General features: G+C 39.6%; 9 protein-coding genes. All 9 read right to left on the reverse strand.

The genetic code is table 11. The annotated features are described in order from the left end of the window. Positions 1–136: 136 nt before the first annotated feature. Positions 137–934 carry a hypothetical protein gene (locus tag QNJ50_RS13910; RefSeq protein ID WP_300636118.1) on the reverse strand — a complete coding sequence of 266 codons (798 nt, stop codon included), beginning with the start codon at positions 932–934 and terminating at the stop codon, positions 137–139. Between the two features lie 165 nt (positions 935–1,099). After that, complete coding sequence (locus QNJ50_RS13915; RefSeq protein ID WP_300636120.1) at positions 1,100–2,635, reverse strand: Rieske 2Fe-2S domain-containing protein; 1,536 nt, start codon at positions 2,633–2,635, stop codon at positions 1,100–1,102. 519 nt (positions 2,636–3,154) lie between these two features. Beyond that, positions 3,155–3,373: an MbtH family protein gene (locus QNJ50_RS13920; protein ID WP_300636122.1), complete on the reverse strand. Its 219-nt coding sequence runs from the start codon at positions 3,371–3,373 to the stop codon at positions 3,155–3,157. A gap of 251 nt (positions 3,374–3,624) precedes the next feature. Next, the gene (locus QNJ50_RS13925; RefSeq protein ID WP_300636124.1) at positions 3,625–4,680 is read right to left on the reverse strand and encodes a methyltransferase; all 1,056 of its coding nucleotides are present in this window, start codon (positions 4,678–4,680) and stop codon (positions 3,625–3,627) included. A gap of 152 nt (positions 4,681–4,832) precedes the next feature. Beyond that, positions 4,833–5,573: a ubiquinone/menaquinone biosynthesis methyltransferase gene (locus QNJ50_RS13930; protein ID WP_300636126.1), complete on the reverse strand. Its 741-nt coding sequence runs from the start codon at positions 5,571–5,573 to the stop codon at positions 4,833–4,835. Between the two features lie 34 nt (positions 5,574–5,607). Further along, positions 5,608–6,270 (reverse strand): class I SAM-dependent methyltransferase, encoded by a 663-nt coding sequence (locus tag QNJ50_RS13935; protein ID WP_300636128.1) that lies wholly within the window; start codon positions 6,268–6,270, stop codon positions 5,608–5,610. Next, a complete protein-coding gene (locus QNJ50_RS13940; RefSeq protein ID WP_300636130.1) occupies positions 6,263–7,336 on the reverse strand; it encodes a hypothetical protein in 1,074 nt (357 codons plus the stop codon). Before QNJ50_RS13940 ends, QNJ50_RS13935 begins: the two co-directional genes overlap by 8 nt. A 283-nt stretch (positions 7,337–7,619) precedes the next feature. Further along, on the reverse strand, positions 7,620–12,059 hold the full coding sequence (locus tag QNJ50_RS13945) for a non-ribosomal peptide synthetase (RefSeq protein ID WP_300636132.1): 4,440 nt from the start codon (positions 12,057–12,059) through the stop codon (positions 7,620–7,622). Next, positions 12,056–20,716 (reverse strand): non-ribosomal peptide synthetase, encoded by an 8,661-nt coding sequence (locus QNJ50_RS13950; RefSeq protein WP_300636134.1) that lies wholly within the window; start codon positions 20,714–20,716, stop codon positions 12,056–12,058. The genes QNJ50_RS13945 and QNJ50_RS13950 overlap by 4 nt, the downstream gene beginning before the upstream one ends. Positions 20,717–20,773 lie beyond the last annotated feature (57 nt).

Here is a 20,773-nt window from a genome sequence, read left to right on the forward strand (position 1 = left end):
ATTTTTCTAAGTATTCTCTTTCTTCTACTGTTAGGGAGACAATGTATTTTTTCTTGGGCATCACACACACCAGATTGATTTGGGTGTTTATAGATTATCGTGTTTTTGTATCCCTCAACTCAAAATTGACAGACTACTATGCTACATTCGGTTGTTCTGGGTATCCAATGAGATAGGTAATCGGTAGGGATTTCATGTGAGGAGGATAAATTTTGCCTATGTCCCAGTGATACCCATCACTGACGACTGAATTCACTATCTCTTTTAGATCCTGTTCTGAGTAGGTTCTAAGATTAGACACAAAGCCATCCCAGACGTAAGATAATACCACTACTGGAGTCATATAAGCCCAAAAAAAACGAATCCAATTAAAAGGTTTGATTAACGGTGTAAGAAATAAAACCGTCAATGGACTAACAAATGTATTAAGTACAAGATTTTGCCAACGCCTTTGTGTCGATTCAAAAATACAAATTGCTGCTTGATTTTTCACAGTATTTTGTAAAATTAACCTAGCTTTTTCTGGCGGCAGATGATGATAACCCGCAAAAATTGTTCGTACTCCCTTTAACTCAGTATTAATTGTGGTAGCATCAATTTCATCCGCTATATAGTTAATTTGTCCACTAGTTTGTGCTGATATTTTTTCAAACGCTGGAATATTAGGATACTTGTCTGTCAGCGTCACCGAAACAGGATAATGTTGTTCTGCAAAAATAGGGAGAATTTGAGTCCAAGGTCCTGAAGATCCAGAACACAAATCAAGAACTTCTTTTGTGTTCATGTGTCTCATAACTTTTGTTAAATATGGAACCACAGGCTCGTAAACCCGATACACTTTCCATAGAAATTGTAAATAATCAGTATTGAGTTGGCGAACTGTTTTTGGGAACCATAATTGATCTCCGAACTCAAACAAATGGAATCGCTTCATGAAAACTTACCTTTATTATTTGCTAATATACGGCTAATATGAATTAAATTCATCCTTATAATGTCAAGATAATGTCAAGGGTTTCAAGAACAGGCTTAAATCATGTTTATGATGATCATCACAAATTTACGTTTAAGGCGTAATTTTTAATCAGCCAATCATGTTTCAATCGTTTTGAGAATGCTCAAATTCATAAACATAAAACAAGCGTTTGATTTTTTTTAAAAAATATCCGACTAAAGCAAAAAAGATTCCACTGCCAATAGCCCACCAGAATAATCCACTAGGAGGAACAAGTAAAGCCGAGGAAAATGTTGTTATTTGTCCGGAAAGTATTTGAACCGTCACAGAACGAGTATCCAAAAGTATACCCAAACACAAACAAGTAATAGAAGCAATATAAACTAACACAGTCAAGCGATTAATATTTTTTAAAGTATTTTGGCAAACAAGGCAGTGTTGTGTATGAGTTGTCCAGATGTCGAAAAGTTTTTCCTTATCTTGTTCTGGTGGTGGGAGTTCCGGGTTGCATTCTAAAGCCCAAGGAATCTTACCCCCGGCTCTGTACTCCAACCACTTCCGGAAGGTAACAACCATCTTATCTTGAGGATTGGGTAGATAAAGTTCTTCAAGCCATTGACTTTTATCCCATTTAGCTAAATTTTTTTCTTGATAATGAAGAAATACTAAATCTTGTTGAGCAAAAAGGGAAGACATGATGTGACTTAGCCAAATTGGTAAAGGAAAACCAAACAAAAACAAATGTCTTGGTTGTTTCTTTTGCTCATTTTTTACCAATACCTGATAGCCAATATGACGGCACCAGCCTGGACGAGTGGGACTTGCATAAAATACTAGGATCAGCTTGCTATTATCCTCGTAAGTATAGATGATTTTCAAACAGCAAGGAGGCTGAAAATCATGGGAAAAATACTTAACTTTTGAATAGATAGACGGAGTAATTTCAAAGGAAAAACCTTCCTGTGCTGAGATTTTCCTCACTGGAATCATGTCGAAATACTTGGCATCTTTATACCGATTTCCCACGATGTTATGGTGAGAAACTGGTCCGTGAGCAGGGTCTGACAAATTTTCCATGAAAAAATCCCATCCATAGGGAAAATCTCGGAAGTAAGGAGTTAACATCTGGACTCTATCTGAATATTCTTCTAACTCTGGAATAATCCGAGGTTTCCTTAACTGACTTTCAAGCAAAGCTTGTTCGCCAGATTCTGCCCATACCCATAATATACCCTGGCATTCCTGGGTTGGATAAGCTACAGCACAAGACTTTCGATTCGAGCAGTTCTTTTCTTCAGTTAATTTATCAATAGATTGAGGTATGCTGATACATTTGCCTTCTCCATTAAAGCGCCAGCCATGATAAGCACATAATAAAGTACCATCAGACTCGATACGACCTTCAGAAAAAGGGACTCCGCGATGAGGGCAGAAATTGTCAAAGCAACGCCATTGACCTCCTCCATCACGCCATAAGACCATTTTTTTACCTAGTAACTCGATACTTTGAGGACGAGTTGGATCTAAAAATGCCACAACAGCTAATGGATACCATTGTTTCGTCCACTGAAATGTCTCGCTTTCCTCTAAAAATTCCTTGACAAAATCTGATGAGTTATTTTGAAAATTTTGGTAATTATCTATAGTTGTTTTTTGTGTTTGCTGTCGGTTTGTTTTCACGAATATTTACCCGTTAATTTATATTTTGGACAGGTCTAATGCTTAAATCTCAACTTGCAAATTTAATAACCCTTTAACCTATCCCACTAATAAGATTTTTGCTAAAAAGTTGAAATCTTTTAAAAGCTATAAATGAAAGATCAAGCTTTTCATGCAAATTTTACTCACACAAATAAGCATTTTTAGAATAGTGGGTAGGTTTTTGTATAGCAAAGGTTTTAGCTAAAGCCAAAAATGTGCTAGTTTCATTCGTTGGGAGGGAGTTTAATACCTTTGGCTTTTTTTACTTTGGAAGACGCGCAGCTGTGCCACGAATGACTTTTGACTTCCCCTCCTGGAGCGCTCATATCTTGCACAAAAAATACTGATATACTTTAATCACTCAGTATTAATGCTAAAAGCTTAATTTAATGGTAAAAGGTAAACAAAATAATGTAGCTTTATTGTGCCAACTTTAAGCTTTTCGTGATTTATACGGTTAGGTGCAAGATCTGAGTTAAGTTAATTTTGCGAGTAAACTTAATTTTTTATATCTGCCATTTTTTGACGTAGGCTAAGAGGTCTCATGTCAACCCATACTTCTTTAATGTATGATAAGCATTCTTTCTTATTTCCACTTTTACCAGCATCTATCCAACCTCGGGGATTCTCACGGTCTACTGGCCAGATAGAATATTGTTCTTCATGATTGACAACAACTTTATAAATAGTTGTGTTCTCTTGTTCATATGTACTCATTGTTACTATTTCCTAAAATTTACTGAAAGGTCAAAAAGACAGGAAGCAGTTGCCAGGGACGATAACTTGTGATTGCGCCACGTTAACCGATACGCTAATAATTGCAAACTACCAAATTTAAATTCTGCTGGGGATCATCTTAAACCCTTACCTCCTGCTGTCGTCAGAATTTTTACGGCATAAACCTTGTGCATTCAGTCTACATTCAGGTAGTGTGTACAAACTTCTGCCTTTCTTGATAACTTTGTTTTCTATTTGGTAGCAATAATAATCCCGTGAGGAGTCCAGAAATTACATTTAATTCGCTCTATTTGTGTAAATCCAGCTTCTCTAAGGCACTGTTCGTGATCCTTCCAAGTATAAATCATTCCTCCTGTTGCAGGTAAAGAGACAAAATAAGCTGAATCGAGAGCACTCATAACTGGTCCATCTTCGCTATCTGATGAAATTGAATTGAAAATGATCACACTTCCACCAGGTTTGAGTGCTTCGTAAGCGCGACGAAGTAATAATGTATTTTCTTCTAAAGTCCAGATTACGAGTACATGAATAAAGAGAAAACACTCTTGTTTTTGGGGAAAACCATCAACGAAAATGTCACATCCATGAACCTCAATTCTATCAGTTAAACCATGTTCATCGATTTTCTTTTGAGCAATAGGACAACTATTAGGAATTTCAAGCAAAGAAATTTGTAGATGTGGGTATTTATTAGCGATAGCGATGGTATTAGTTGCATCACCACCACTTACATCTATAATTTTATTAAACTTCGAAAAGTCAACTTTTTCTAATAGTAAAGGATTGGTTAATCTTGACCAAGAACTCATGTATGTATAGAAGATTTTTTCTATCTCTGGATTTTCCGCCAAACGATGATAAAAATCAGTACCTTTCCCGGAAAATTGTCGAAGTCCAATATTTTTATTTTGGCGTAGAGATTCGACAAAATCTACTTGTCCCACGTAAACAATACGAGCTTCAAAAAGAACAATATCGTAGAATTCTTGCCAAATTTTATCTGCAAATAACTTTTGAATTATTGAACTATTTTGATAAGTGTCTTCAGTTTTGATAATAAGTTTTAAGGCAGTCAAGCCAAAAAGTAAACATTTGATGGGATAGGGTTCTAGCTTAAGTAAAATGCCAATTTCGGATTTGGAAAGATTAGGTTGCTTTGAGAGTAATTGAAAAACTCCTAGTTCACAACCTGCGTACAAGTATTGAAAAGCAGCGTGACCAAAAAGTAGGAAATTCAGATCGTTTATTCCTATAGGAGTTTTATCTTTTTCAATGGAGTTAATCATTTTCATACTTAATAGATAAGCTTTTGACAATTTTGATTTAGTTTTGAATTAACACGGGTGAGTAATCTTTAATTTTTTTTGGTGATCGTGTCACAATTATTTCAAGACAAATTTATTTCTGAGAAATTAAGATTTTTGAATTACCTATCTATTTACTTTGATTTTCTTGCTAAATGCATGGTGACAAGTCCACTAGAAAGACTATATCTTTGATACTGATTAAAGCCTGTATTTCTAATGAGTTCTTCCTTTGCTAATCGTCCTTGATAGGCAAGAATCTCTTCTTGAAAATCATTATAGTTTCTCTGAAAAAAAAAGTGAGGTTTTCTAGATAAAACCCATAATAAAATTCGGTATAAACTCAACATCCAAGCGGCATCTGGAAGAGAAAGATCGAGGATTAAAATTTGTCCATCGGGTTTTAGCACGCGAAATATTTCTTGTAAGCAAACTTGACGATTTTTGAGATCATCAATAGCAAAAGCCATTGTCACTACATCAAAGATACAATTGTCGAAAGGTAAGGCTTCTGCAGGGAACTTTTTGAGTTTAATCGAAGCCTGAGAATGAGAATTTTGTAGACGTTTTTGAGCAACAGCAAGCATTTGCTCATTAATATCACCACCAATAATAACTGAATCTTGGGGGGCAACTTTAGCGATCGCTAATGCTAAACTTGCTGTACCTGTAGCAACATCAAGAATGCTTGCTCCTGGTTGGAGTTTTATTTGCCTAGCAGCTTGATTATGCCATTGTCGCGCCAATCCAAAAGTCATAATCGAGTGTAGAAAATCGTAGTGCTGCGCCACTTCGCTGTACATTGATTGCGGAGTTGGGGGTCGAAATCCGATTTGAGTTGATGAATTTTCTTTTTGAGTTGCCAGATTTTTCAAAGTTCTTTTTTTTGGTTAAAGTAAGTGGGAAACTTTATAACTTTTTGCGTACCAAAGTTAATCCATCAGCAAATGTCAACAGACTTAGTTGAATCCGATCATCGCTGTATAATTTTTGGTTGAGCATCCGAATGGCTGTGGTTTCAGGGTCTTGAACTGTGGGATTGATAACAAGTCCAGACCAAAGGGTATTATCAATCACAATTAAGCCACCGGGACGAAGTAGCTGTAGGGCTTTTTTATAATATTCGAGTTCGTTTTCTTTATCGGCATCGATAAAAATGAAATCAAAGGTTTCTGCATGAGAGTTTTCAAGTAAGTTCTCTAATGTCTGCAAAGCTTCTCCTAAACGTAAATCAATTTTGTGATTTACCCCTGCTTTTTCCCAATATCGTTTCCCGATTGTGGTCCATTGTTCATTGCGTTCACAGGCGATGAGACATCCATCTTGAGGTAGCGCTAATGCTGTCCAGAGTGTACTATAGCCTGTAAAAACACCTATTTCAAGAGTTTTCTTTGCCCCAATAAGCTGTATTAACAAAGCAATCAATTGACCTTCTTCTGGAGGAATCAACATTGCTGATTCTTTGAGTTTTTTTGTTTCTTCTCGGAGTTGGCATAAAATTTCCTGTTCGTGCAGCGAGACAGTAAGTACATAGTTATATATATCTTGGTCAATTAACCAATTTTTAAACATCAAAGCTCTCCAGAAAAACTCTTGTTTTTAAATTTTTCAGTCGGAAAATTTTGAGATCCTGTAAAACATCAACAGCTGATTTACTTGAAGTTGAATTCATCCGTAAACTTTGTGATTCAACACCCACAAATTTTTTACAAACAAACTTATGAGCTTCATAAGTTGCTTCAAAGGCTTGCACAAACTGCCGATATTTCATCATTAAATTACTATTTAAATTTTCAAAAGTAGGCCTTAATTCTGACAATAACTTAACCAAATACAAATGATCTCTGGAAAACTGACCACTTAGTCCTGGTGGGGCATTAGGGGGCATCATTGAGGGACGAACTATATCTTGGAATTGACTAGCTGAAAAATCCCCTGTAAACCGTAAAGCAGATTCGGCTCCCCACATCAAAAAGGTCGCTAGAGTGATCGCTACTTCTGCTTCTTGAACATTCTCAGAAGTAATCTCAGTGTGAAAACAATTGAGCGCAACGACTAAGCTTTGAATAAGAACATAAAAGATATGATGACCAATAACCCAACGATTTAAAGGATCGTTATTAGCAGGATCTGGGGTCGATAAAGTCAAAGGAATCAAGACAGAATTGGGAAGAGATTCAATTGCTTCTCGCCCTAGATACCGAAGCATTGACTCAAAAGCATGACGAAGATTTTTCCACTGAGAATTTTTTAAATAAGTACCAGCTGTTAAAGCTTCTTTGAGTAATTCAGCATAAGTTTGAAGGATACCCCAAAGCAGTATGAGTTCGGAATTTCCTTGAACCCGAATAACTCTCATATAGTCATCTACGATATTGAGATAGTAATCTTTCTCGTTCTGTTCAGTTGAGTTTGATACAATCGGTTGACTATAGATAGGACAAGGTAAATAAAGAGATATTTGGTTGAGAGTTGCGCTGATTTGACTGAGTGCTTCAGCATCAGTAGAAGAACTTAAATTCTGAGTACAATTGGCAATGGTATCCAGAACTTCTAGAGAATAATTTTGGCTAACTTCCTGGCGATAACGAGGTAATTGTTCAGGTTTTGTTAAATATAACTTTGAGTATTTTTCCATCACATTTCTCTTAATCTGTTTTTAGCTTTAAGTAGGTTGGCGTGAAAAATTACAATGATGTAACGAAAAATTAAGGGCGAGTTTAAGGATTAAATTTAACACGTTTTGTACTATGTTTTCCTCTTTCTCTCTCCCTTAGTTTTAACTCTATCCATTACGGTATAAGTAAAGTCTAATTCGTCATCCAACATTTGTCCCTATAGCTAATCTTTTTGAGATGCTACTACCTCAGTTCAATTATATTCATCTGTGAATAGTATCAAGATGTATAAACATTGACTATCTACTTAGGTGCTTCTAGAAAACCGATTTTCACCAAATAAGTGAGACAGAGGTGCATTAGTTTTTCATTCATTGGCGGACATTCAATACTACTTCCTTCAAGCCCTTTTAATGTATTTTGGCACTCTAATTTTGGATGATGGGTATCAATAAATTGTGGATCGAGAGCGACTGGAGGTTCTTCATCTTCATCACGAATCAGAGGAACAAGAGGATACAAAGGATGGGATGATTCCACTTGTATCGCTTGTTGCCGAGCTTCTTCAAAAGAGACTATTTTTAGTCGATAGCCAAAAGATTCAATCCACTCATATAATTTACTCAAAGGAACTGGATGAGGATTCCAAAGGTGAAAATGTTTGCCGATTGAGCTTTCTTGACGAGAAAGATGGACAATGGCTTGAGAAGCATAGTCAACCGGGATAGGGTCAATAATTCGGGGATAATTAGGTAAAATTCCCATAGGAATAAAACCTCGTAAAGCTACCAGCAAATAATCATTGGTTTGGGTGGCTCCGGTTTCACTGTGACTCATCATTAGTCCAGCTCGATAGATGCAAACAGGAATGCCCCGGTCGCGAGCGAGGGTGACAATTTTCTCAGCTACCCATTTACTTCTAGGATACCCATAAGGGACTTGAACAGGATTGTGGAGCGCACGGTCATTTTCGAGGAAAGGACGAGGTGCATGGGTAGATAGTAATACATCAAGAGTCGAGACAAAGTGAACAGATTTGAGCTTTACCTGACAGGCTAATCGCAAAATCTCCTGAGTCCCCTGAACGTTAGGTGCTTTTAAGCGGGAATAAGGATAAATAAAGTTTACTAATGCCCCACTGTGATAAATTGTATCCACAGCCGCTGCCAAAGCTAAAAACTGTTGCGAAGAAAGACCAATTAAAGGTTTTTCTAAATCACCAATAACCGGATGAATTCTGGTGCTAAAAGAGTCTTCCCAAATTAAGTACAACTGTAGTGTTTTTTCCAGTCGCGTTTTACCTTCTTCAATATCAGATGCTCGTACTAAGCAATAAATATCTGCTTTCGTGTTTTTAAGTAATTGTTGGACGATAAATGCACCTAAATACCCTGTCGCCCCTGTTACCAAAACAGCATTAGGATTGCAATATTTAGCAATAGGTAGTCCTGCTGGGTTAATCTCCGGATCGAGAACAGCTTCTGATTCAAGCTGTGCTGCTGTACTATCAGAAATAACTCCCTCTAGTCCCCCTTGCTGATACATTTCAATTACACGAGCTACACCTTCTACAGTAGGTACTTTAAAGAAATAATCTAGAGGAATGGAAACGTTATATTTGTTAGATAAACGTGAAGTTAGCCGTGCAACAATCAAAGAAGTACCACCAAGCTCAAATAAGTTTTCATTCACCCCTATACGCTGCACATCCAGCACTGTAGCAAAAGCTTGAGCAATTTCGATTTCGAGGGGTGTTCGTGGAGGAATAATTACTTTCGTATCCTCAAACTGGCTAGCTTCAGGAGAGGGAAGAGCTTTGCGATCAATTTTACCATTGGGTGTTCGTGGTAGTTCATCCAGGAATACCCATAATTTGGGTATCGTGTAGTCCGGAAGATTTTCTCTTAAAAAAGATCGGAGTGTTTCTGGCGATAGAGTTGCAGAATTGTTAAGGACAACATAGCCTAGTAATCTTAGTTCACCAAAACGATCTTTGTCAACTATCACTGCGGCTTCGCGGACTGCCGAATGTAAATTGATCGCTGCTTCAATTTCTCCGATTTCAATACGAAAACCACGAATTTTCACTTGATTGTCAATGCGTCCCAAGAACTCAACATTGCCATCTTCGCGGTATTGTCCAAGATCGCCTGTGCGGTAAAGACGTGCCCCTGATTCTAAGTTAAAGGGGTGGGGAATAAATTTTTCTGCGGTTAAATCGGGGCGGTTATGGTATCCCCGCGCCAAACCCACACCGCCAATATAAATCTCACCGGGTACACCAATGGGAACAGGTTGATGATGGTGGTCTAGTAAGTAGATTTGAAGATTAGCGATCGGACGGCCAATGGGAGCTACTTGGGGGTTGTCCACATGCGGACAATGCCAGAAGGTGGCTTCAACGGTGGTTTCTGTCGGACCGTAAATGTTGTAAACTTCTGCAGATAAGTATTTGAAGAAGCGCTGCTGTAGTTCTGTGCTTACGCGTTCGCCACCGCAAAGGATATAACGCAGGCTGGTTGGAACCAGATTAGGTTCTTCCCATAGCACGGTTTGTAGAGAGGGTGCTGCTGCGTAAACGGTGATCTGGTGTTCTACCATCCGCTTCATCAAAATTGTACAATCGTAGAGTTCCCCGGAAGGAACAATGACTACTTGCGCTCCCACAGTTAGAGGCCAGAATGTAGCTGGGATGGATGGATCAAAACAATAAGAAAAGTTTTGTAAGACGCGATCGCGTTCTGTAAGAGGTAATTGGCGCTGTCGCCAACCGAGATCGCTCACGACGCTACGATGGGCAATCATTACGCCTTTGGGGTTTCCGGTAGAGCCGGAGGTGTAAATAATATAAGCGAGAGAATCGGGAGTTGAATTGGGAGGTAAATCAGTGGTGGGAAACCCAGTGATCGCATCCGCATCCCGATCCAGACAAACTTTAGGGGGATTTGACTCTGGGAAAATATCTAAAAACGATTGTTGCGTCAACAGAATTTGTACTTGGCTATCTGCCAACATATATTGAATCCGTGGGCGAGGATAGTCTCGATCAAGGGGAACATAAACACCACCTGCTTTCAAAATGGCGAGTAATCCCACTACCAGATCGGGCGATCGTTCTAGGCAAATTCCGACCCTAGTCTCCTGACTTATACCTAACGATCGCAGATAATGTGCTAGTTGATTGGCTTGTTCATTCAGTTGAGAATAGGTTAATTGTCGATCCCCACAAACTACAGCCACCGTCTGGGGTGATCGCTTAACTTGGGCTTCAATCAGTTCCTGAATTAAAATTTCGGGATAAGCATAACTGGTTTGATTCCACTCCACTAGCAACTGATGACGCTCTCCCTCTGTAATCATGGGAAGTTCTGACCAACATCGACTAGAGTCGGCAACCATCGTTTCCAAAAGCACTTGCAGATGTCCCAACATTCGCGCAATGAAGGCTGACTCAAATCGATCTGTGTTGAACTCGATTTGTAAATCCATCCCCCGTTCTGTTGTTATAGCTGAAAGCGTCAGATCAAAAAGCGTGGTCTTGATTGGTAGCTCTAGGGGAGTCACACTCAAAGATGGCAAATCACCAAAATCCTCCCCAGAATACTCTTGAAACTGGAACATAATGAGCGCAAACTCATTAAGATGTTGTTGTAACTGGAGAATCTCAACCAGTTTCGCAAAGGGGAAATCTTGATGATCATAAGCCTCTAAACAAACTTGACGCACTCGTTGCAAAAGTGCTGTTACGGAAGGATTCCCTGATAAATCCGTTCGCAAAACTAAGGTATTCGTCAAAGGTCCAATCACTTCTTCCCATTGGGAATGCATCCGACGAGAAACCAAAGTCCCCAAAGCAATATCTTCTTGCTGACAATAACGTGCTAATAACATTTTAAATGCTGTTAGCACAGTCATGAATAAAGTCGCATCTTCTTGCTTCCCTAGTGCATCGAGTTGGTTCACTAAATCACTGGATAATTGGCAAGAATGAACTTCACTGTGATAAGTCTTCCCTGTAGTTTGAGCACGATCAACAGCTAGTTTCAAACCACTCAAATCTGTAAGCTGAGTGCGCCAATAATCAAGCTGTTCCCTAGCTTGTTGTGTTTGTATCCACTTTTTTTCCCAAGTTACGAAATCGCCAAACGGTGCTTTCGTTTTTGGTAAGGGAAGCGGCAAGTTATGAACAAAAGCGTCGTATAAAATGATTAGCTCGCGCACAAAAATCTCAACCGAAATCGAATCTGCCACAATTTGGTGTATTGTCACTAATAATACCGATTCCGTTGCCGTAAGTCGTATCACAGTAACCCGAAACAAAGGTTTTTGATTCAGAGCTAAAGGTTGTTGTATCTCTGCTTGGGCAATTTCCTGAATTCTGGTCGCTTGTTCGTCTCCAGGAATCCCGGTTAAGTCTACTACGGATAAATTAAGCGATTCAGTTGGACTGACAACTTTTAGCGGTTGACCTTCCAACTCGATTAAAGTAGTTCGCAGTAACTCATGACGCTGGATTACTTCAGAAAGACTGCGTTCAAGGATTTCTATCTGTAACGAGCCAGATAGTTTTAAGGTAGTAAAGCTATGATTTGGTACAGTGGGATCTAACTGAGCGATCACCCAAAGTCGCAACTGCTCAAAAGACAGATTAGAAGTCCCTGTACTTTGTGCTTTTTGTAAAAACTGTCCTAGAAATTTCCGTTTTTCTTCTACAGATAACTCGGAGAGGTCTTTTAAACTCATTTTGATTCTTTCCCTTTCTCTAATTCTTGTAAAAATAATTCTTCGCTGAGTAGTAAGTCTAACTGTTCCTCGGAAATATCTTCTAGGGATGCTTGCAAAAGCTCCTTATCACTATTTTTAGTTAACTCAGCCGTTTTTCGCGATTTTTCAACAACTGCCGTCAAATTAGCCACGGTTGCATCCAGGAAAATTTCACGCATAGGTACATGGACATGGAAAACCTCACTAACTTCAGCAATTAGGCGTGCTACTAACAAAGAGTGACCCCCTAAATCAAAGAAGTTGTCATATAAACCAATAAATTCACATTCGAGTAAACCGGCACAAATATAAGCAATTTGTTTCTCTGTGGGAGTTTGGGGAGTGATCTGGGTACGATCACTCTGCAGTGAAGGAATTGGGTTGATAGTAGCCAAGGCTTGTTGATCAATTTTGCCGTTGGACGTGAGGGGTAACGCAGCGATTGCTATAAAAGAGGAGGGTATCATGTAGGATGGCAGTTTTTGGCGCAAATTGGCCTTTAACTCGCTAAGTAAAGCTGGTGGGGTGGGATTGTCCTCATCAGAAGATGAGTTTTGCCGCAAATGTTCTTCCAGAGCAGAATCAACTACGACATAAGCTACCAGTTTTGAGTTATCGTGATCGGTGTGTTTGTCTAAAACGACAGCTTGCCGCACTTGAGGATGTTCTTCTAGAATTGCTTCAATCTCTCCGGGTTCAATGCGGAATCCACGCAGCTTAATTTGACGATCCAAGCGACTTATAAATTCCAGTTTTCCGTCCTGACGGTATCGGACTAAATCACCAGTACGATACAGTCGTGAACCTGAAACAGAACTAAAAGGATTGGGGATAAACCGTTCTGCAGTAAGATCGGGACGTTGAAGATAGCCACGAGCCACGCCAACTCCGCCCAGATAAAGTTCCCCAGGAACCCCCACTGGGACGGGTTGTAAATGACGACTAAGAACGTATAGTTGAGTATTAGCGATTGGATGTCCTATCGTTACTGATTCTGTGGGTTTCAGTTGTTGCAAACAAGACCAAATCGTAGTTTCAGTTGGTCCGTAGAGATTCCAGACTGACGCACCAGTTGCCATGAGGGATTGGGCTAGTCGCTCGTCTAAAACTTCGCCACCACAAAATACCTTAAATTTGTCTTTTCCTTGCCAATCTGCTTCAACAAGCAAACGCCAGGTAACAGGAGTTGCTTGCATTGCGGTTGCACTTACTTCCCTGAGTTTCTTTTTTAAAAGCTGTCCATTACTGACCTGCTCTTGTGAAGCGATCACCACAGTGCTACCGAGAATCAAAGGTAAATATAATTCCAGAGCAGCAATATCAAAGGAAAGTGTGGTGACAGCAACAAACACATCATCTGCGGTCAAACCAGATTCGCGATATAGGGAATGCAAAAAATTGACCAGCGATCTGCGTGTTACCATTACCCCTTTCGGTACGCCTGTAGAACCTGAAGTGTAGAGAATATAAGCAAGATTATTTGGGGTAGAAATCTTTGCTAGGTTTGTGTCGGGTTGGGCGATAATCTCAGATGGGTGTGAGTCTAAGTAGACCGTTGTTAGTGAGTTTACTTCTAAACATTTCAAGTGTTGCTGAGTTAGTAGTACCAACGGCTTGACTTCTTGAAACATAAAGGTATTCCGTTCCAACGGATAAGCCGGATCAAACGGTATATAAACTCCTCCAGCTTTAAGGATAGCAAGTACCCCGACGATCAAATCGAGAGATCTCTCGACACAAATCCCGACGGGAGTTTCTGCTTTAACTCCTAGCAACCGCAAATAATGTGCTAATTGGTTTGAACGTTGATTCAATTGTTGGTACGTCAGCGATTGGCTTTCATAAATAACTGCAATAGCATCGGGGTTGTTTTCGACTTGTAACTCAAATAATTCGGGTAGATCTTGTGCTGAAGAAAAGTCAACTTGGGTATCATTCCACTCAATCAGTAATTGTTGTTGCTCTGAAACAGAAAGCAAACAATCTTGTTCATAGATAGCTAAAGGTTGACTGACCATCACTGCTAAAGTTCTGACATAGTAATCCGCAAAGCGCTGTACTTCGAATTTAGATAACTGATTCCCGTCATAATTTAAAGATAGTTGAACTTGCGAGGAAAAAGGGTCTTGGACAAAATTAGCAACCCAGGTAAAGTTAGTTTCTTCAAAGAACTCACCACCCAAAAATGCTTTGCCTTTGTCTCCAAAAACTTCTCGATAAACGTGAAAGTGACTAAAATTGAATAAAGTCTCGAACAGAGGTAATTTACCGAATTGTTTCTGTAATTCGGCGAAGGGATACTGTCGAAATTTTTGGGATTCTCGCTCGACTTTCCAAGTTTCTTGGACTAAATCGATCCAAGTTCCTCCGAGTAACTGCAAACGCAAAGGTAAAGTATTAAGGAATAATCCTAAAATCCTGTCTGCATCAATTTGTTGGGGACGATTATGAGAAACTAAGCCAGTGATAATATCTGTCTGATTGGTGAGTAAACTTAATACTCGCAAATGGGCTGCTAACAGAACACTTTTGAGAGGAACACCAGCCTGACACGCGAGACGTTTTAACCCATCAGAGATTTCCGGAGATATCAAAACTTCTTGGACTTGATGCTGCGGTAATTTATCCTCTGAGAAAGGTTTTCTTAGACGAGGCAGCTTGGTAATTGTAGGTTCCTTGAGTTTTTCAAGCCAATATTGGCGGTGTTCGGCACTTTTAAGAATTTGTTGTTCATAGCTAACTAAGTCCCGGAATTTTGCGGCTGGTAAGGATGGATTTAAATTACTTTCCTGGTTTAATAAGGAAAAGTAGTGTTGGAATAATTCTGTGAGTAAAGATGCAATACTCCATCCATCTAAAATAGCGTGGTGAAAGCTTAAAGTGAGTTGGAAAGTTTTATTAGTGCGAAGATGTACTTGGAAACGCAATAATGGTGGAAAATTCCAGTCGAAGTGATGTCTTTTTTCGGTTTCTATCCATGCTTTTAATACTTCTTCTTGTTCAACAAGTGGTTGCTGGCGTAAATCCGCGACCGCTAAAGGAGTTTTTACGGTTTGATGTACCAGTTGTAAAGGTTCTTGATAACCTGTCAGTGCGAAGGAAGTTCGCAGGATTTCATGACGTTGAATCAACTGGCTGATAGCGTTGAAGAATAATTCGCGGTTAAGAGGAATTTTAAGGTGATAAGTAAATATATCGTGGTAAACGGCGCTGTCAGGGTTATATTCGCTGTGGAAAATCATACCCGCCTGGAGGAGCGTCAGGGGATAGGCATCTTCGATATTTTCTGGGATTTGGCGACGATCTTGTTCGGAAATCAGGCTAAAATTTTCTGTTTGGGGAAAAGCCTTGATTTTAGACTCAATTGTACAAATCTGTCCTACCAACTCATGAATGGTTTGATGTTGAAAAAGTTGTTCAACCGAAAGATTCAGACCGATTTTTTGCGCTAAGGTACAAACTTGGATACTGCGAATCGAATCTCCACCTAATTCAAAAAAGTTATCATGAATACCAATCTCTTCCACGTTTAAAACTTCTTTCCAAATATTAGCTAAGGATTCGGCTTCGAGATTTTGCGGGAGGACAAAATTTGGTTCTCGTTTTGGGTGAATCTTGCCTGGGATGGGGAGTGCGTGGTAGTTAATTTTACCATTCGATAGTAAAGGCAAAGCGTCTAGGAAGATAAAGGCGACAGGGAGCATATAATTGGGCAATTTGCTTTGAATAAACCGACGCAGTTCCCTGACTGTGGGAATCTGTTGCTCGCAAAGCACAAGATAAGCAACAAGCCGCCGCTCATTGGGTAAATCTTCTCGTCCTAAGACAACAGCTTCTTGTACTGTAGGATGTTGGACTAAGACGGCTTCGATTTCTCCTAACTCAATTCGAAAACCGCGTATTTTGACTTGGCGATCAATGCGCCCTCCAAATTCAATTGTACCGTCGGGTAAAAAGCGTCCTAAATCTCCGGTTTTATAAAGGCGAGAATTGGTTCTGAAGGGATTGGGAATAAATTTGGCGGCGGTTAATTCTGGATTATTGAGGTATCCTCGCGCTAGTCCTGTACCACCAAGATGAATTTCGCCAAAAAAACCGACGGGAACGGGTTGTAAATACTGGTTAAGGATATAAATCTGTGTGTTGGCAATAGGTCGCCCGATAGGAATGATGTTTGATGGGTTTTGGTTTTGACAGTGCCAGAAGGTAACATCAATTGCGGCTTCTGTCGGACCGTAAAGATTTTCTAAGGAACAATCTAAATGCTCAAAAAAGCGAGTGGTGAGTCTCTGAGTTAAAGCTTCTCCGCTACAAATTACTCGCTTCAAACTCCGACAGTTTTTCAGATTTTCTTGTTCAAGAAAAACTCCCAGCATGGAGGGAACAAAATGGAGTGTGGTAATTTGCTGCTGAGCAATTAATTTGCTTAAATAAGCACCGTCTTGATGACCACCCGATTTGGCAAGAATTAAGCGTGCTCCCGTTATGAGAGGCCAAAAAATTTCCCACACGGAGACATCGAAACTAATTGGGGTTTTTTGGAGAATTCGATCTGTAAAATTGATGGGGTAGGTATGCTGCATCCAGAATAAGCGGTTGCTAATTCCTTGATGAGTGTTCATTACAGCTTTAGGTTTGCCTGTAGATCCAGACGTATAAATGACATAGGCTAAACAATCAGGGAAAGTAACATTGAGCAGATTTGCTTCGGTTTCTGAAGCGATCACACTCGCATCTGTATCTAAGCAAATAATCTGAGCTTGGGTTTCAGGGATTTGCTCGCGGAGTTTTTGTTGAGTCAGTAGGAGGGTTACTTGAGCATCTACCAACATATAAGCTAACCGTGGAGCAGCTTCTCCCGTATTTAGGGGTAAATAAGCTCCTCCTGCCTTAAGAATACCGAGCAGTGCGATGACTAGATCTAAGGATCGCTCTATATATACGCCCACTAACGTATCAGGTTTTACGCCATGTGTTCGCAAGTAATGGGCTAGTTGGTTGACACGACAGTTAAGCTCTCTATAAGTTAAAAATTGCTCCCCAAAGATGACAGCAATCGCGTTAGGGGTTTGCTCAACTTGCACTTCAAACAGTTGATGCAGGCAGACATCCTGGGGATAATCCCTTCCGGTTTGATTCCATTCTACTAAGAATTTTTGGCGCTCTGCATTAGTCAATAATGGCAAATTGGCAATTAGCTGTGATGGTTGATTTACAATTCCTTCTAGTAAGGTCTGAAAACAATCAACCATCCGGCGAATAGTGGCGACATCAAATAAATCGGTATTATATTCCCAAGACCCTACTAGTTGTTGATCGATTTCGGCCAGGAACAGTGTCATGTCGAACTGACTGGTTTTTGGCTCTAGTTCGACACCCTCAAGCACCAAATTCCCCAAATTTATCGGTTTTCCTTGATGACCCAGAGCCAAAGTCGTCAATCCCTCATGGTGTAGTCGACGTGCTTTTTGCCACACAAACATTACCTGAAAAATTGGCGATCGCTCTGCACTGCGATTTGGTTGTAAACGTTCTACCAGTAACGAGAAAGGATAATCTTGATGTTCAAGAGCCGAAACTACTGTCGCTTGTGTTTGCTGAAGAAAGGTTAAAAAAGGCGGATTCCCGGATAAATCTGCCCTTAAAGGTAGTGTATTAACTAAGTATCCGACAACGTTATTAAACTGATACTGGCTTCTTCCAGCTACCGGAGAACCCACAATGATATCTTCCTGATTGCTCAGTCGAGACAACAATACTTGGAAAGCTGCTAACAAAAGTGTATAGAGTGTAACCTGATTATCCTGGGCCAATTGTTTCAGGCTACAACTCAATTCCGAATTGAGTGTAAATTTGTATGTAGAGCCATAATAGGTTTGAACAGGCGGTCGAGGTCGGTCAGTGGGAAGATTAAGCATCGGCAGCATTCCTGACATTTGTTTCTCCCAGTAATGCCACTGTTGCTCTCCCCAATCAGTGGCTAATAAATTATTCTGCCACTGTACATAATCTGTATACTGCAAACAACTAGGCAAAGTGGTAGATTTTCCGGTTAAAATACTATGATATAATCGGTCAAAATCCTCTACTAGCACCGCTAAAGACCAAAAATCAGCGATTGTGTGATGTAAAACCAATAGCAGGATGTACTCCTGGGAAGACTGGGAAAATAACCTGATCCGTAAGGGATTTCCCTGTTCCAAATTAAACGGACGATTAGCTTCTTGCTGTAAACGTTTGTCGAGATTGCTGAAATAATCTGTTGATAAATTCTCATAATGGAAGTCAAGATTTATCTGTGCATGGATTCGCTGTACTTGTCCCTCTGGTTCTAAAGGAAACGTCGTGCGTAATACAGAATGTCGCTCAACCAACTTTTCCCAAGCCTGTTGGAAGATAGAGAGATTCAATTCACCCCGAATGTGAACAGTACGAGCAATATTGTAGGGTGAAAGTTCGCCGGCTGAAGTCAATGAATTTAAAAAACAAAGTGCTTTTTGTCCGTAAGAAAGCGCATATTTTTCATCAGATTTCTGAGTTTTAGGAAAATATTTCTTTGTAGTTGCCTCTTGTTTGACAACCTTTTGTCGAATCTCGTCTGCTAATTGAACAATGTTATACTCAAAAAAAGCTGTTAGAGAAAGATTTACCTCAAATTGCGCTTCAATACTGTACTTAATTTCAACCAGCATTAAGGAATCTAAACTTAATCCCCCTAACGGTTGTAGTGGGTCTAAACTAAGAGGAGAAACTCCTATCATCTCTCCTATTTGCTCTTGAAGATATTCGATTAATATATCCTGTCTGTGATTAACTGGGACTTTTAAAAGTCCTGTACGTGATAAAAAATTTTCCCTAACTAATACATTCTCAGTGTCATGAATGCTGGTTGCAATAACCTGCAAACGATTGCTTAGAAAACTGGCTTTGCAAGCATGACGTTGAATTTTGCCACTAGCAGTTTTTGGAAGACTTCCTAACTTAATCAACACTACAGTATAAACTTGTAAGCTATATTCGTCGGCAATGGACTGACGAATTGTACTGAAAATTTCCTCCCAACCATCCTGATTAGCAGAGGGTTTGACTTCTTGAACAATGACAATTTTTTCTGAGTCTGCGCTATCAACTTCTACAGAGAAAACAGCACATCCTCCCATCTTAAAAGCAGAATGGCTTTGCTCGACGGTTAGTTCAATATCCTGAGGATAATAGTTACGTCCTCCAATAATGATTGAGTCTTTTAATCGACCTGTGACAAAAAGTTCTCCTTCATGTAAAAATCCCAAGTCCCCAGTACGTAAATAAGGCTCATGACTGTTTTCTGATAAATAGCAGAAGAAAGTCTGTTGGGTACTTTCTTCTTGATTCCAATAACCTTGCGCTACACTTGCACCCGATAGCCAAATTTCACCAACACAATTAGATTCACAAACCTGCAAAGTCTGGGGGTCTACAATTTTTATTTTCTGACTAGGTACTGCTTGACCACAGCCAACTAGCTTTTTACTATCTTCATCATGAGTTTCAACTTCAATAACCTGATCGTACTCAAGCGCTTTTTTTTGAAAAGACTTAATCGCCGGGAAGCGAACTTTCTGCGCTCCCGAAACTAACAAAGTTGCTTCAGCCAGTCCATAACAAGCATAAAAAGCTTCTTCACGAAAACCACAATCGCCAAATTCAGCGACAAATCTTTCTACTGTTTGTGGGCGAATCGGTTCAGCACCGCAAAAAGCGACATCCCAACAACTCAAATCGAGATTTTTTTTATCCTCAGAAGTAATCTTTTGGAGGCAAAGTTCATAAGCAAAATTTGGACCACCACTACAAGTAGCATGAGTTTGTGAGATAGTTTGCAACCATTTTAAAGGGCGCTGTAAAAAAGTCATTGGTGACATTAGCGTGACTGAAAAACCGACAAAAATTGGTTCGAGAATGCCACCAATCAATCCCATATCATGATATGGGGGCAACCAAATCACGCCTCGACTTTCTGAAGTCAACCTAAAGTTATGGCAAATTAAAGACAAATTATGCAAGAGATTGCCATGAGAAAGCATGACACCTTTTGGTGTTGTCGTCGAGCCTGATGTATATTGAAGTAATGCTAGAGTATTGGTGTCTAGTGAAGGCATTTCCCAATTAGCCCCTGCCTCAATTGGCAGAGCATCACTACATATCCAAGGGAAAGCTTCTAACAAAGATGAATGTCCGATGAATTCTTTAGCACGTTTTAAAAGGCTTGAGGTAGTTAATCCAATGGTAGGTTGAGCATCGATAGCAATAGTTTGAATGTTTTCAAGTCGTGATCGCTTACGAGTAGAGCGAGAAAATTTAGGCGGATATACAGTTACCGCTACTACACCTGCATACAGACATCCAAACAATGCAGCTATATAATCTATTCCTGGATAGTATAAAAGCAATGCACGATGTCCTGTTAAATTTAGAGATTGAAGTTTAGCTCCAATAGCACGAGCATATTGATCGAGTTCTCTGTAATTTAAGTTTGCTTCTTTAGTCAAGCTATCGGTTAAAAATGTATAGGCTAGTTTTTGAGGTTGCTCAATAGCCCGATGACGAAGAAGTTTGACAATATTGTTAGCTTTAATTGTTGGAACTTGATAGTGCATTTGATTTCAGAATTTTAACAAAATCAATAAATTTGGGCTTTCGTCTCAAAAAAATCA

The organism is Mastigocoleus sp. MO_188.B34 (assembly GCF_030065675.1).
Taxonomy (GTDB): domain Bacteria; phylum Cyanobacteriota; class Cyanobacteriia; order Cyanobacteriales; family Nostocaceae; genus Mastigocoleus.

Coding starts and splice junctions, on each gene's coding strand:
- QNJ50_RS13910 (WP_300636118.1), bottom strand. CDS start 934: ATGAAGCGATTCCATTTGTTTGAGTTCGGAGATCAATTATGGTTCCCA.
- QNJ50_RS13920 (WP_300636122.1), bottom strand. CDS start 3,373: ATGAGTACATATGAACAAGAGAACACAACTATTTATAAAGTTGTTGTC.
- QNJ50_RS13925 (WP_300636124.1), bottom strand. CDS start 4,680: ATGATTAACTCCATTGAAAAAGATAAAACTCCTATAGGAATAAACGAT.
- QNJ50_RS13945 (WP_300636132.1), bottom strand. CDS start 12,059: ATGAGTTTAAAAGACCTCTCCGAGTTATCTGTAGAAGAAAAACGGAAA.
- QNJ50_RS13940 (WP_300636130.1), bottom strand. CDS start 7,336: ATGGAAAAATACTCAAAGTTATATTTAACAAAACCTGAACAATTACCT.
- QNJ50_RS13935 (WP_300636128.1), bottom strand. CDS start 6,270: ATGTTTAAAAATTGGTTAATTGACCAAGATATATATAACTATGTACTT.
- QNJ50_RS13950 (WP_300636134.1), bottom strand. CDS start 20,716: ATGCACTATCAAGTTCCAACAATTAAAGCTAACAATATTGTCAAACTT.